15 protein-coding genes are annotated in these 13,227 nt (G+C 70.7%); 5 read left to right on the plus strand and 10 right to left on the minus strand.

Going from position 1 to position 13,227, the window contains the following annotated elements; all coding sequences use genetic code 11:
• Positions 1-20: 20 nt before the first annotated feature.
• The gene (locus tag MTF65_RS10590) at positions 21-344 is read right to left on the minus strand and encodes a hypothetical protein (RefSeq protein WP_243628292.1); all 324 of its coding nucleotides are present in this window, start codon (positions 342-344) and stop codon (positions 21-23) included.
• A 107-nt stretch (positions 345-451) separates the two neighbouring features.
• On the opposite strand from MTF65_RS10590, the gene MTF65_RS10595 reads away from it, so the two are divergent.
• From MTF65_RS10595 to MTF65_RS10605, 3 genes are all read left to right on the plus strand, one after another.
• Positions 452-793, plus strand: a complete 342-nt coding sequence (locus tag MTF65_RS10595; RefSeq protein WP_243628293.1) for a hypothetical protein — start codon at positions 452-454, stop codon at positions 791-793.
• 155 nt (positions 794-948) lie between these two features.
• Positions 949-2,211 carry an Ig-like domain-containing protein gene (locus tag MTF65_RS10600; RefSeq protein ID WP_243628294.1) on the plus strand — a complete coding sequence of 421 codons (1,263 nt, stop codon included), beginning with the start codon at positions 949-951 and terminating at the stop codon, positions 2,209-2,211.
• 99 nt (positions 2,212-2,310) lie between these two features.
• Positions 2,311-3,297 (plus strand): GNAT family N-acetyltransferase, encoded by a 987-nt coding sequence (locus tag MTF65_RS10605; RefSeq protein ID WP_243628295.1) that lies wholly within the window; start codon positions 2,311-2,313, stop codon positions 3,295-3,297.
• Positions 3,298-3,313: 16 nt separating this feature from the next.
• Here the strand turns inward: MTF65_RS10605 and MTF65_RS10610 are convergent, their stop codons facing one another.
• Positions 3,314-4,222 carry a helix-turn-helix transcriptional regulator gene (locus MTF65_RS10610; RefSeq protein WP_243628296.1) on the minus strand — a complete coding sequence of 303 codons (909 nt, stop codon included), beginning with the start codon at positions 4,220-4,222 and terminating at the stop codon, positions 3,314-3,316.
• A 221-nt stretch (positions 4,223-4,443) separates the two neighbouring features.
• On the opposite strand from MTF65_RS10610, the gene MTF65_RS10615 reads away from it, so the two are divergent.
• Together MTF65_RS10615 and MTF65_RS10620 are read left to right on the plus strand one after the other, a co-directional pair.
• Positions 4,444-5,493: an NAD(P)-dependent alcohol dehydrogenase gene (locus MTF65_RS10615; RefSeq protein ID WP_243628297.1), complete on the plus strand. Its 1,050-nt coding sequence runs from the start codon at positions 4,444-4,446 to the stop codon at positions 5,491-5,493.
• A gap of 38 nt (positions 5,494-5,531) precedes the next feature.
• Entirely contained in the window at positions 5,532-5,684 is a 153-nt protein-coding gene (locus tag MTF65_RS10620; protein WP_243628298.1) for a hypothetical protein, read from the plus strand.
• Between the two features lie 73 nt (positions 5,685-5,757).
• Here the strand turns inward: MTF65_RS10620 and MTF65_RS10625 are convergent, their stop codons facing one another.
• The 8 genes from MTF65_RS10625 to MTF65_RS10660 form a co-directional block, all read right to left on the minus strand.
• Positions 5,758-6,222, minus strand: coding sequence for a hypothetical protein (locus MTF65_RS10625; protein WP_243628299.1), 465 nt, complete (start codon positions 6,220-6,222; stop codon positions 5,758-5,760).
• 81 nt (positions 6,223-6,303) lie between these two features.
• Complete coding sequence (locus MTF65_RS10630; RefSeq protein ID WP_243628300.1) at positions 6,304-6,528, minus strand: DUF397 domain-containing protein; 225 nt, start codon at positions 6,526-6,528, stop codon at positions 6,304-6,306.
• Between the two features lie 200 nt (positions 6,529-6,728).
• Positions 6,729-7,577, minus strand: a complete 849-nt coding sequence (locus MTF65_RS10635; RefSeq protein WP_308407156.1) for a helix-turn-helix transcriptional regulator — start codon at positions 7,575-7,577, stop codon at positions 6,729-6,731.
• Complete coding sequence (locus MTF65_RS10640) at positions 7,559-8,068, minus strand: DUF6879 family protein (RefSeq protein ID WP_243628301.1); 510 nt, start codon at positions 8,066-8,068, stop codon at positions 7,559-7,561. Before MTF65_RS10640 ends, MTF65_RS10635 begins: the two co-directional genes overlap by 19 nt.
• A gap of 718 nt (positions 8,069-8,786) precedes the next feature.
• Positions 8,787-9,395 carry a hypothetical protein gene (locus MTF65_RS10645; RefSeq protein WP_243628302.1) on the minus strand — a complete coding sequence of 203 codons (609 nt, stop codon included), beginning with the start codon at positions 9,393-9,395 and terminating at the stop codon, positions 8,787-8,789.
• Complete coding sequence (msrA, locus tag MTF65_RS10650) at positions 9,392-10,060, minus strand: peptide-methionine (S)-S-oxide reductase MsrA (protein ID WP_243628303.1); 669 nt, start codon at positions 10,058-10,060, stop codon at positions 9,392-9,394. The genes MTF65_RS10645 and msrA overlap by 4 nt, the downstream gene beginning before the upstream one ends.
• Positions 10,061-10,178: 118 nt before the next feature.
• Entirely contained in the window at positions 10,179-11,339 is a 1,161-nt protein-coding gene (locus MTF65_RS10655; RefSeq protein ID WP_243628304.1) for a hypothetical protein, read from the minus strand.
• A complete protein-coding gene (locus MTF65_RS10660) occupies positions 11,336-13,060 on the minus strand; it encodes a M48 family metallopeptidase (RefSeq protein WP_243628305.1) in 1,725 nt (574 codons plus the stop codon). The genes MTF65_RS10655 and MTF65_RS10660 overlap by 4 nt, the downstream gene beginning before the upstream one ends.
• Positions 13,061-13,227: the final 167 nt, after the last annotated feature.

Here is a 13,227-nt window from a genome sequence, read left to right on the forward strand (position 1 = left end):
GGATCTCGCGCGGGCCTCCGTCAGCCGGCCTGGGAGCGGCGTACCGAGAAGGTCACGAACCCGGCCCCGAGGCCCAGGCAGAGCGTGCCGCCCAGGACGTAGGGGGCGGTGTCGATGCCGCCGGTGTCGGCGAGCGCGAGCGCGGGGCGCGGCTCCGCCTCGGCGGCGGAGGTCCCGGTGGTCCGGGCGGTCCCGGCGGTCCCGGTGTTCGTGAGGTGCGTCGTAGTGGTGACCGCGGCGGCCTCGGGGGCGGGGGCGGTGGCGTTCGCCGAGGGGACGAACCAGAGGGCGGCGAGGAGGGTGGTCGCTCCGAGAGCGGTGAGCAGCGGTCGACGTGCGGACACGGTGCGATCCCCCTTGGTGCGGAAGCGAATTGGCCGTGTGCGGTGATGCTAAGCAAAGGGGCGGGTCGCGGGAAAGCCGGGGGTCTCGCGGGCTTACGCTCCGTCGTATGAACCCTTCTGAGACATCACGATTTGTACGCCTACAGGTTGATTTGGTGCTGGAGGTCCCGGAACCCGAGGCACTCACCGGAGCAGCGCTCGACCACATCCAGGCCGACGAGTACATGCCGGAAGAGGAGCGCGGGCACGCCGAGTCGGCCGTGCGCCAGGACGAGTCGGAGGCCCTCGCCTACCTCATCGATCCCACCGACCTGGTCGCGGAGATCCCCGGAGTGGAGCTCGTACAGGCCTCCTGGAGCAGCGAGCCCGTCGAATACGACCCCGAGTCCATGGAGTGGGACATGGACGAGGAAGATGGGGACCTCGAAGAGAAAACCGACAGCGCCTGACCGTGGGGTGGCCCACATTCGAACAGGATGTGGAACCGGCCCGGGCCGATCACGCGTTGTCGTACGAGGCAGGGGGGTGCTCCCCCCTGCCCGGTGGGGATGCTCCCGGCGGAAGCCCGGGGGGTCACGGGGTTCCGGCAACGATGGAGTGACGTGTGAGGACGGACAGCAAGCGGCGGAGAAGGTCCCTCGTGGCCATATCCGCCGTGCTCGGCGGCGTACTGGTGCTCTCGGCGTGCAACGGCGGGGGCGACGAAAAGCCGGAGGGCAAGGGCGAATCGACCGCCAAGTCCCAGGCGGAGGTGGACGCGGCCGCGGCCAAGGACGCCTCCAAGGCGAAGATAACCATCACGCCCAAGGACGGCTCCACCAACGTCGCCCTGAACGACGGTGCCACCGTCGCCGTCAGCGACGGCACGCTCACCCAGGTCGAGCTGAAGACCTCCGAGGGCGCGGCCGTGGCCGGCAAGATCGCCGCCGACGGCAAGAGCTGGAAGCCGAACGCCGCGCTCAAGCGCTCCACGAAGTACGCCCTCGCGGCGACCGCGAAGGACGCCGACGGCAAGGAGGCGCACGAGAACGCCTCCTTCACGACGCTCTCCCCGGAGAACAGCTTCATCGGCTCGTTCGTGCCGGAGGACGGCCAGACCGTCGGCGTGGGCATGCCGGTCTCGATCACGTTCAACAAGCCGATCAAGGACAAGAAGGCCGTCCAGGCGGCCATCAACGTCAGCTCCAGCAGCGGCCAGGAAGTCGTGGGCCACTGGTTCGGCGAGCAGCGGCTGGACTTCCGCCCGGAGGAGTACTGGAAGGCGGAGTCCACCGTCACGATGAAGCTGGCGCTCCAGGGCGTGCAGGGTGCTCCCGGCATCGCGGGCGTCCAGAACAAGACGGTCACCTTCAAGATCGGCCGGAGCCAGGTCTCCACGGTCGACGTGAAGACGAAGAAGATGACGGTCACCCGGGACGGGGCGGTCCTCAAGACCATCCCGATCTCCGCGGGCGCCCCGGCGAACCCGACGTACAACGGCCAGATGGTGATCTCCGAGAAGTTCAAGGAGACCCGGATGGACGGCGCCACCGTCGGCTTCAAGAACGAAGAGGGCAAGGGCGAGTACGACATCAAGGACGTCCCGCACGCGATGCGGCTGTCCAACTCCGGCACCTTCCTCCACGGCAACTACTGGGGATCGGACTCGATCTTCGGCAGCGCGAACACCAGCCACGGCTGCGTCGGTCTGAACGACGTCAAGGGCGCGAACGACCCGAACCAGCCTGCCGCGTGGTTCTTCGACAACTCGCTGATCGGCGATGTGGTCACCGTGGTGAACTCCCCGGACAAGACCATCAAGCCGGAGAACGGCCTCAACGGCTGGAACATGAACTGGGCGGACTGGAAGGCCGGCTCGGCCGCCTGACCTGAACACGCCTGACACGCCTGACACGCCTGACATCGGACGGCGGGGAACCCTCTTCGGAGGGTTCCCCGCCGTCCGTCGTTTGGCTAGGGTCCGGGGATGAAGATCAACACCCTCGCCGTGCCCGTGCCCGTGCCGCCGTCCGATACCGAGGTGGACGCCTGGCTGGCGGTCCTGACCGCCGCCCGCGCCGCAGACCTGCCGGGGCTCCCGGCGCCCTCCCGGGTGGAGGTGGCCGGACGGCTCCAGGTGGCCCCGGCACGGGGCCGTGCGGCGCTCTGGGCGGTGCGGGAGGGCGCGGGCGTGGCGGCCGACGCGGGCGTGGCGGGACTGCTCCTGCACGCGGACGGGACCAATGACCACACCGCGTTCCTGGACGTGCTGACGGTACGTCCGGACGCGCGCCGGAGGGGAGTGGGCAAGGCCCTGTGGGCGCGGGTCCGCGAGGAGCTGCTCGCGCAGGGCCGGAGCTCGGTCTCGGCGGTCGTGGACCTCGGGGGTCCCGGCCAGGCGTTCGCCGAGTCGCTCGGGTTCGAGAACGTACTGCCCATGGCCTGGTACGCGCAGGAACTGCCGCAGTCGCCCGGCGAGCCGCCCGCCACCCCGGGCTACGCACTCCTCTGCTGGCCCGGCCTGACGCCGGACGAGTGGGCGGGGGCGCTGGCCGAGGCCCACGGGTCGATGGAGGACGCGCCGAGCGGGGACACGGACGAACGGGTCCAGGAGTGGACGGCGGAGCGGCTGCACGCGGCCCAGAAGCTGATCCTCGACCGGGGCGGCCGCTTCCTGACGGTGGCCGCGGTCACCCCCGCCGGGGAGGTCGCGGCGTACACGGAGCTCGTCCTCCCGGACCCGTCCGGGACGCGGGCCCTCCAGTACGACACGGTGGTCGTCCCCGCGCACCGGCGCCGGGGCCTCGGCCCCGCGGTGAAGCTGCGCATGATGGCGGAGGCGCGGCGGCGCCACCCCGCGCTGCGGTACGTCGACACGACGGTGGCGGACGAGAACGCCCCGATGCGCGCGGTGAACGAGGCTCTGGGCTACCGGCGCGAACGCGACGCGGCGGTGTTCCAGCTCAAGCTGTGACGACCGACCGCCCGGGTCAGCCGGTCGCCGCCTCCTGCGCGGGGTCTTGGGCAGGCGAGTTGGCGGGGGAGTTCGCGGGGGCCGACCAGGAGGCCAGCATGCGCAGGGCGTCGGCCGAGGGGGAGCCCGGAGGTGCGTGGAAGGCGACCAGGGACTGCGCCGAGCTGTCGGGCAGGGCCAGCGTCTCGAAGGCCAGGCTCAGCTCACCCACCAGCGGGTGCCGCAGCCGCATCACGCCCCGCGTCTTGTTGTCCGCCAGCGTGTGCGCCGCCCACAGCCGCCGGAACTCCTCGCTCTTCACGGACAGTTCCCCGACCAGCGCCGACAACTGCTCGTCCTCCGGGTGCCGGCCCGCGTAGATCCGCAGATCGCTCACCACCTGGCAGGCCCGGCACTCCCAGTCCCGGTAGAGCTCGGCCGTCGCCGGGTCCAGGAACACCTGCCGTACGACGTTGCGCTCCTGCGGGGGCAGCGCGCCGAAGTCGCCGAACACCGCCGCCGCCAGCGGGTTCCAGGCGATGACGTCCTGACGCCGCCCCACCAGGTACGCCGGTACGCCGTCCATCGCGTCCAGCAGCGTCCGCAACTCCGGCCGGACCTGCTCCGCCCGGGCGGCGCCCTGGCGGCGCCCGCGGGTCCTCGGCCTCGCCAGATGAGTCAGGTGCGCCGACTCCGTGTCGTCCAGCCGCAGCGCCCGCGCGATCGAGTCCAGGACCTCCGCCGACACGTTCTGGGCGTTTCCCTGCTCCAGCCGCGTGTAGTACGCGACCGAAACCCCCGCCAGCTGCGCCAGCTCCTCCCGGCGCAGCCCGGGCACCCGGCGGTGCCGCCCGTAGTCCGGCAGGCCCACGTCCTCGGGGCGCAGCCGTGCGCGGCGGGAACGGAGGAACTCGCCCAGTTCGGCTCGCTGATCAAGCTGGTCCATGGCCCGATTATCCCAGGTCGGGGGGCGCGGCCGGTGGCCTGTTCCTGACCCCGTCAGTGGTAGGCACGGCAGACGTAGGCACGACAGGGGCCTGGGCGGGCCGTACCGGACCGGGCATCGTTCCCTCTGCCGCAGCACACCACCGCGGCCCACGCAGCAACGTCATTCAGCCATCCCCTCCATCCTCTCCAGCTTCCCCATCCTCTCCAGGGAGTAGTCCCATGTCCGTTGTCACCCAGGTCCCCGCCTACGCCGCCCCCGCCCGCAAGGCCCCGCTGGAGCGCACCACCGTGCCGCGCCGGCCGGTCGGCGCGCACGACGTCCTCATCGACATCAAGTACGCCGGAATCTGCCACTCGGACATCCACCAGGTCCGCGACGGCTGGGGCGAGGGTATCTACCCCATGGTCCCGGGGCACGAGATCGCCGGTGTCGTCGCCGAAGTCGGCGCGGAGGTAACGAAGTTCGCGGTCGGCGACCGGGTGGGCGTCGGCTGCATCGTGGACACCTGCCGCGCGTGCGAGTACTGCCTGCGCGGCCAGGAGCAGTACTGCGTCCGGGGAATCACCGGGACGTACAACGCCATCGACAAGAACGGCGAGCCCACGTACGGCGGTTACTCCTCGCACATCGTCGTCGACGAGAACTACACCGTGCGCGTCCCCGACGGCCTCGCCCTCGACGTCGCCGCCCCGCTGCTGTGCGCGGGCATCACCCTCTACTCGCCGCTGAAGCACTGGCAGGCGGGCCCGGGCAAGAAGGTCGCGATCGTCGGCCTCGGCGGCCTGGGCCACATGGGAGTCAAGATCGCGCACGCCCTGGGCGCGGAGGTCACCGTACTGTCGCAGTCCCTGCGCAAGAAGGAGGACGGCCTGAAGCTGGGCGCCTCGCACTACTACGCCACGAGCGACGAGACCACCTTCGAGGAACTGGCCGGCAGCTTCGACCTGATCCTGTCGACGGTCTCGGCGCCGCTCGGCCTCGACGCGTACCTCGGCCTGCTGAAGGTGGACGGCGCGCTGGTGAACGTCGGCGCCCCGGAGGAGCCGGTCGCGCTGAACCTGTTCTCCGTCATCGGCGGCCGCAAGACCCTCGCGGGCTCGATGATCGGCGGGATCGCCGAGACCCAGGAGATGCTGGACTTCTGCGCCGAACACGGCCTCGGCTCGGAGATCGAACTGATCCGCGCCGACGAAATCAACGAGGCGTACGAGCGCGTCCTGGCAAGCGACGTCCGCTACCGCTTCGTCATCGACGCGTCCACGATCTGACGGCGCACGGACGCCGCGCCCGCAGTGCGGCCGAACTGATGACCCTCTCGTCCGCCCTTCAATCGGACGGCATCCAACTCGAACTCCTCTCCGGACCCCTCCAGGGCGTCTACGACCCCAACGGGCTGGTGCGCTGGAAGGGCTGGATGCTGCGGCCCGCAAGGGGAACGTCGGTGGGCGTCCGTCCGTAGTCGATGACGACAAGCTCGCTGCGGCCCGCGCCCGGTACGCCAAGGGAGAGAGCGGCACGGCCGTTGTGCCGGCCTATCGAATGGGACAGGGCAGGTCGGTTCCGGTGTGGTTGGGGGAGCACGTCACGAGCGCAATCGAGTGGAAGAGCGTGCCCTTAAGGTAGTGGCCGAGGGACACGTCTCCACCCCATGTCAGCCGCTCCACGGCGGCCTTCGCCATAAGCATCAGACGGGTTGCGTACCGCTCCTGCTCGCTGGAGAAGCGAGATGCGGCCTCTGCGAGCTCAAGACCCAGCCACTCCCCGGCCTCTTTCGGTTCCTGCCACGTGCCCCGGACCATCGACGCCGGTTTCATCAGCCAGTGTGCTGTCTGAAGCGGTGGCACGTCCGTCGTGGGAAACTCCGCCACCGCCGAGCGGTACCGCTCGATCACATCCGGTGGGCTGCCTGCCGTTGGCGGAGCACCCGGCGGTCGCCGCACGCTCTCCTTGTCGAACGACTTCTTCTCGCCCAGCCAGGCATACCCGTGGATGTGCACTACGTGCTCCGTTCCTGGGGAAGGCGACGGCCCCGCCCGTTGGCATGTGGGCGAGGCCGTCAGTGAGGGGTGATCAGGGCGTCAGGCGGAGAGCCCGAACCGCGCGGGGTCGATGCCGGCCGCGTCCAGCTCGGCCGTGGTGAAGCGCAGCGGCTCGGCAGCCGGCCGCTTGCTGTCACCCAGGGCCCACGAGTCCGGGCCGATCTTGGAGAGGATCACGCACGCCTCGCCGTCCGGGTGCGTGTTGCCTCCACACGCCTTGCTGAAGTGGGTTCCGGTGATGTCGAGGCTGTACAGGTCGGTCATCTGGTCCTCCTTGATTCAGATGGGAAGGGCACCGCTGTCCCGCTCGCGGTGTGTCCGGGTGCCTCGTAACGCAGGTGCAGGGGGTGTACGAGGAAAGGACAGCTGAACCGGCGGGTCCATCGTGGTCGTGGGGCTGCTCACTGGGATTCCCTCCCTCGGGTGTCGGCACCGTTGATGCTTCACCCGGTGAGCAGCTCGTTCTAGGACCTTTCCTGTTGGGGCAAGAATCCGTCCCGGATGCCCTCGACCAGGGTTCTCATGGCGTCGCCGTAGAGAGCCACCGCGGCGAACCGTTCGAAGGTGTCGAGGTAGAGCTGGACGTCCTTCGGGTCGCGGGTGGTGACCTCGGAGTGGAACGTTTCCACGATGACGAGCCGGTCGTCGTGCAGGCTGAAGCAGGTCATGGGGAAGTCGGGCATCCGGCGGTCGGACGGCACGACACCCAGCGAGACGTTGGGCAGACGGGACACGGACACGAGGCGGTCCAGCTGAAGCGCCGTGATCACGGGCTCGCTGACGCGCCACCGGAGTACGTGTTCGCAGATCAGGAACCGGAACGATCGGCCTGGCTCGTACAGGACCGATTGCCGTTCGAGGCGGGCAGCCACGGTCTTGGCTCTGGTCTCCTGTGGCAAGGCCGGAGGCAGGGAGAAGACTGCGGAGGCGTACTCAGGAGTCTGGAGGAGTCCGGGGACGAGCTGGCCCTGGAAGAGCCTGAGCACGGTGGTGCCGGCCTCGATGGCCCGGATGGTCTTCTGGTGCTTCCACGGGCCCATGCGGCGCAGCAGGCGCCAAGCGGTGGCCTCGGTGGCTTCAGCGCGGGCTGCCGCCAGAAACTCTTCCTTCACCTCCTGGCCCACGCCTATAGCGGTGAGGACCAGGTCCACGTCCTGGACGGTCGGCCGCACCTTGCCGGTCTCGATCTTCGACAGCTTCCCGGCAGACATGGAAGCCCTGCGGGCCACCGAGTCACCCGTGAGTCCGGATGCGTCGCGCAGCGCCCGCAGGGCATTCCCGATCGAGTCGGCGGTCAGTGGTGCCGCTCCCAGTACTCCGCGAACGGCACGGCTTCGGTCAGGGCCCTGTCCCGGTAGTTCTGATACTCAGCAAGCTTGTGGTCAGGGAGCAGTTCGGCGCCGATGAACGCACCTTCGGGTGTGTAGTGCATCCGGTACACGTCATGGTCGTCGAACAACCAGAAGTCGTGATCAGGCAGGTTGGTCACGTCCCGCTCAGCCTGGTCGACGATGCCGATGGTCTCGCCGGCCGTGATGTTGCCCGGATAGGCGGCCAGTTCGTACCGCAGGTAGTCGGTCAGCGGAGACCTCAGCACATGGACGCGCGAGACCTGCTTTCCCTGGTCGGTCATCGACCGCACCCACGGGTTGTCGTCCCAGTCAGGGCCCATGTCCCCGCCAGCCACGAAGCGCTCGAACTCCTCACGCTCGTCCTCGATGTCGTAGATGGCGAGCGTCTCCAGCCGGAAGGCGGTCCGCTCGAAGGTTTCGAAGAGTTGGCCGAACTCCTCACCGCTGAGCACGGAAGTACTCCCGTGGCCCACAGCGTGGGGCACGTTCCGTTCCTGCACTCCGGGTCACCGGACAGCTTCCGCAGCATCCTTGCCCCCACATGTCGGTGTACGCCTGTCGCGTTCGATGCTCCCGAGCCGGTCGCGCCGAGGTCAAGCGCTGATCCTTTCCAGAACAGGAAAGCAGCCTTCTCAGCTGGAATCGGGATGCGTTGGGACGTACGCGGCGGCTACAACGGCAGCATGACCGTCTTCCTGTGTGCCAAATGCGGCGGCAGTCTTACGCCAGACCTGACGCTGCTGGGTGTCGTTCCCTCAGTGCCCGACGACGAAGAACGGGACAAGGAGAGTCGGCTGGTGCCGGCCACACTGCCGCAGGGGCACTACGCGATCGAGACCGAACCATGGGGTGCTCCGTACGTGCCGCATCCGGACCAGGAAGCCGGCGGGCCTGCGCAGCCGCGTGGGCCTTGGCGGTGTCATGAAGGGGTGGTAATGGTCTCGGCCGGGCCGCGCAGCAATATCGTGATCCACCCCGAGGACGCGCCTGACCTCCAGCCGTTGCCAGACTGGGAGAACAGCGGCGGATGCTGCGGTCCGTCCGGCGACGGCGGACTCAACCGGGCCTGCCCCTGTGGCGCCCGGGTTGCCACGCTTGCCGCAGACTGCTTCGGCCCGTACGAGCTCCACCTGGACGCGAAGCGGGTCTGCGGCTACGACCCGTCCTGCATCAGTACCCCGAGGGGTGTGCGGACAGCCAGGCGGTGTGCCGGGCGCGCAGGCGGTCGCGTTCCTCGGGGGTGGGGAGGATGACGTCGGCGCCGCCGTCGTACGGGTGGTGGATCCGGGTGAGGTCCGGGTTCGTCACGAACACCCCGGACACGGCGTCGTCCGCGACCGCGCGGAGCAGGGGGTCGAGGCAGCCGCGTACCCAGGGACGCCGGTCGGCGTAGAAGTACCAGGGGTTGTCCGGATCCGGATCGGACGCGTCGTCCAGGGTGGTCCAGAGGGTGCCCGCCGGGTGGAGGGCGTTGCGGAGCACAGTCCACTCCGGAGGCTCGGCAGCCGAGTCGGCCGGGTTGCTCCAGTCGATGGTCACCACGTACACCTCGCCGCCCGCGAAGAGTTCGTCGAGGACCGTGTTGTACCGGTCGAGAAGAACCGCGTACTCGGCCTCGTCCTCCGGGTAGCGTTTCGACTCCGGCAGGCTGTGGAAGCGCACCCAGCGGCCCCCGTACACCGTCTTCAGCTCCCACGGCAGCATCGGCCCGGCAGGCCTGTGGGCTTGCCAGAGCCGGGTCAGGTGCTGGTGCGCGGGGTCGGCGAGCGGGGCGGTCACTCTCCGGGCGCCTGGGCGACGCCGATGGGGCAGGAGACGCCCGTGCCGCCGATGCCGCAGTAGCCTGCGGGGTTTTTGTCGAGGTACTGCTGGTGGTGGGGTTCCGCCGGCCAGAAGGGGCGGTCTGCGGCCGGGAGGACGGCCGTGGTGATGTCGCCGTAGCCCGAGGCCGTGAGGACGCGCTGGTAGGCCGTGCGGGAGGATTCGGCTTCCGTCTGCTGGGCGGGGGAGTGGGTGTAGACCGCCGAGCGGTACTGGGTGCCGACGTCGTTGCCCTGGCGGAAGCCCTGGGTGGGGTCGTGCGACTCCCAGAAGAGCTTGAGGAGCGCCGCGTAGGAGACGAGGGACGGGTCGAAGACCACGCGGACGACCTCGGTGTGGCCGGTCAGCCCCGAGCAGACCTCCTCGTACGTCGGGTTCTCGGTGTGGCCGCCCTGGTAGCCGGCCAGCGTCGTCCACACCCCCGGGGTCTGCCAGAACTTGCGCTCCGCGCCCCAGAAACAGCCCAGCCCGAAGTCCGCGACCTCCAGGTGCGCGGGGTACGGGCCCGCCAGGGGGTTCCCCAGGACGGTGTGCGCGGGCGGGAGGCTGAACAGGGGGGTCGTGCGGCCCGGCAGGGCCTCCTCGCGGGTGGGGAGCTCGGGCGTGCGGCGGTACGAGAACATGATTCATTCCCTCCTAGTGGTCTCCCCATAACGGGCGACGGCGGTCCGGGATTCCCCGGGACTCCCCGGATTCCCGGACCGCCGTCCCGTCCGTCCGCCCGGGCGGACGGACGGTCGGTCAGCCCTGCGCGGTGACCCGTACCGCCCAGTCCCGCGCGTACAGGTACCGGGACTTCGGCGTGCCCGAGTACGTCCACGGCTGCGCGCCGATGTACCCGTCGACGTGGCGGAACTGCTCGACCGCCTCCGCGTCCCGGTCCTGCCAGAACAGCAGGTACGCCAGCATGTGCCGCACCCACACCGCCCGCGGGTCGTCCGCGTCGGCCGCGGCCAGGTCCTCCAGCGCCGCGTCCACCGCCGCGCGGATCTCCGGCGCCTTGTAGAACACCTCCGCCGACAGCTCCGGCTCGTGCGTGTCCTGCTCGAAGTACGCGATCAGCGGGAGCAGCGACAGGAGCTCACCCGGCTCGCCGGACGCCGCCGACTCCCGGGCGAAGCCGAGCGCCAGCTCGTGCGAGCCGCGCCACTTCTCGCACCAGTACTGCAGGGCGTTCGTGTGCGCGGAGAGCACCTTCGGGCCGCGCGCCACGATCTCCCCCCACAGCTTCTCGTACTCCTCGGGCTCGTAGCCCAGACCCAGCGCGATGGACTGCTCGACCATGTACGGGACCGGGTCCGCCGGGTCCGCCAGCCGCTGGGCCTCCCGCGCGCACACCCGCGCCTTCTCCAGCAGGTCGTGGAAGATCCGGAACTGCTCGGTGGTGGTGTGGCGGGCGCCCAGGTTGCCGCGCACGTTCCACGCCACGATCACCGCGGTGTCGGCGTTGACCAGCGCCGCCGCGGGATGCGAGGGCTTCGCGGAGCGCCAGGCCAGCAGCCACCCGTCGTCCTCGGCGGCCACCTCGGCCAGCGCGCGGACGCGCTGCCAGCGCTCCTCCCAGTCCCGGCCGGCCGCCTTGACGTAGGCGGCGCCGACCTCCCAGTCCCCGTCGGCCAGGGCCGCCAGGACGGCCGTCCGCTCCGCCGGTACGGGCGCCGCGTGGTCGGTGTCGAGGTCCGCTTCCGGTACGAAGCCCAGCGCGACCACCTCCGCCGCCTGGCGCGCCTTCTCGTCGGCCTCGGTGGCGGCGGTACGGGCCTCGGAGTCCGCGGTCCGCGCCTCCAGGTCCGCGATCTCGGCGGTCAGCCGCTTCGCCTTGCGGATGTAGTAGACGCCGCGCAGTACGTACAGGGCGCCGGCGAGCAGCAGCACGCCGAGGATGATCAGGATGGTGATCACGGGGCAAGCACCAGCTTCCGCAGGGGTTCGGTGTCGGACTGGTCCGCGACGGCCGCGTCCAGGGCCTCGTCCAGCCGGTCGTAGATGTCTGACCGGTACCCCAGGGTGGCGGATTCGGACCAGGACAGTTGCCAGCGGGCGAGGCCGCGGGCCGTCAGCTCGACGTCGGCCAGCTGCTTCAGGGCGCGCCGGACGACGGGGCGGGCGAACTCGCGGGCCACGCGGCCGGTGGCGGCGGCCGCCTCCTCGGACTTCGGGAAGCGGTCGGCGAGGCGCCAGCGCAGCGCCGGGTCGGCGTCGATCGCGTCGAGCAGCGCGGCCAGGTCCGGGGCGCCGGCCTCGGCGCGGTCGCCGGTGCCGGCCTCGGCGGTGCCGGCCTCGGCGGTGACGCCGTCGCCGGTGATGCCGTCGCCGGTCAAGCCCTCGGCGGCGATGCCCCCGCTGGTCACGCCCCCGCCGGTCACGCCCTCGGCCGTGACGGCCTCGTGGACGGCGGCCGTCCGCTGCCCGGAGTACCGGAGCATGGTCGCGTGGACCAGCTCCTCCCAGGACACCCGCGGCAGCGCGAGCACCTGCGGGCTCAGCACGGCCGGCTCCAGCGCGGCCACCGAGGCGTCCGCGTCGGCGAGCAGGTCCAGCGACGGGCGGGCGGCCTGGGCGGCGCGGCCGTCGTCGGGCAGGGCCTCGATGCGGGCGACGCGTTCCGCGAGCGCGGGGTGGGAGTCGTAGGGCGAGGCGGGCTCGGTCGACAGCTCGGTACGCAGCTCGTCCAGGTCGGCGGAGCGCGCGGCCAGCATGGTCCGGAAGCCGCCGAAGAACTGCCCCTCGGGCGGCATCAGCCCGGAGCCGAGCCCGATGGAGGCGTAGCAGCGCAGGTAGAAGTCGTGCGCCCAGTCGAGGGCGTTCAGCTCGCGCAGCGCGGAGGCGGTCGCGTCCCGGCCGGCGATCCGGACGGCGGCCAGGTCGGCGGCGAGCTCCTGGCGGCGGGCGCCCGAGAGGGAGGCGCGCAGGTAGAACTTCCCGTACGCCGTGTAGACCGCGGCCATGGCGCGGTACATCGCGCCCTCGCCGTCGGTGTCGATCTCCTTGGCCTTCTTGCCCTGGGCGAGCCGCTTCTCGGCCTTCTTCTCCTGCTTGGCGCGCTCCTTGGCGATCTTCTTGTCGGCGCGCTCGTGGAAGTGGGCGACGGTGCGGATCAGCTGGGCGCGGCCGCGCGCGATCAGGGGGGTGAGACGGGTGTCCAGGTTGGCGTAGTGGCCCATCTCGTGGGCGAGGACGGCGCGCAGCTGCATCTCGTCCAGGCCCGTCATCAGGGGCAGGCCGAGGTAGAGGCGGCGGGTGCCGGGCAGCAGGCCCAGCAGCCGGGCGTCCTCGCCGACGGCGGCGTTGACCTCGTCGATCAGGACGATCTCGTCGGGGGCGCGGGTGCCGACCTGCTCGGCGACCTCGCGCACGGCCTGCCAGAGGGCGGGCTCCTGCCCCTCGGTGACGGGTATTCCGGGCAGCGGCTCGCCCTTGGGGGTGCGGAGCATGAACATGCCGCGCACGATCGGGATCGCGAGGACGACCGTGACGATGAGGATCTTGCCGGCGACAGCCGGGTGCAGCCAGGTGGCGGCGGCCCAGTCGGCGGCCGCGAGGACCGCCAGCAGGGCGATGCCGAGCAGGTAGAAGCCGGCGAGCAGGACGAGGGCGCGCAAGGCGCGCAGTGATGCGGCCATATGGGCCATATGGATGTATCCCCCCACGGGATGAAGCGGGTGCGGTCGCGTTGTTTACGCGCACCTTATGACCTGGGGTTTTCCCGCCCGGGGGCGGGGGATCTTGCCGGTGCTGCGCGGGCGGGCGGGGCGGGGGCGGGCGGGGTGGGGGCGCCGCTGCGCGGAGC

This window comes from Streptomyces sp. APSN-46.1, assembly GCF_022815725.1.
Taxonomy (GTDB): domain Bacteria; phylum Actinomycetota; class Actinomycetes; order Streptomycetales; family Streptomycetaceae; genus Streptomyces.

Coding starts and splice junctions, on each gene's coding strand:
- MTF65_RS10595 (WP_243628293.1), top strand. CDS start 452: ATGAACCCTTCTGAGACATCACGATTTGTACGCCTACAGGTTGATTTG.
- MTF65_RS10605 (WP_243628295.1), top strand. CDS start 2,311: ATGAAGATCAACACCCTCGCCGTGCCCGTGCCCGTGCCGCCGTCCGAT.
- MTF65_RS10610 (WP_243628296.1), bottom strand. CDS start 4,222: ATGGACCAGCTTGATCAGCGAGCCGAACTGGGCGAGTTCCTCCGTTCC.
- MTF65_RS10615 (WP_243628297.1), top strand. CDS start 4,444: ATGTCCGTTGTCACCCAGGTCCCCGCCTACGCCGCCCCCGCCCGCAAG.
- MTF65_RS10620 (WP_243628298.1), top strand. CDS start 5,532: ATGACCCTCTCGTCCGCCCTTCAATCGGACGGCATCCAACTCGAACTC.
- MTF65_RS10630 (WP_243628300.1), bottom strand. CDS start 6,528: ATGACCGACCTGTACAGCCTCGACATCACCGGAACCCACTTCAGCAAG.
- msrA (WP_243628303.1), bottom strand. CDS start 10,060: ATGTTCTCGTACCGCCGCACGCCCGAGCTCCCCACCCGCGAGGAGGCC.
- MTF65_RS10660 (WP_243628305.1), bottom strand. CDS start 13,060: ATGGCCGCATCACTGCGCGCCTTGCGCGCCCTCGTCCTGCTCGCCGGC.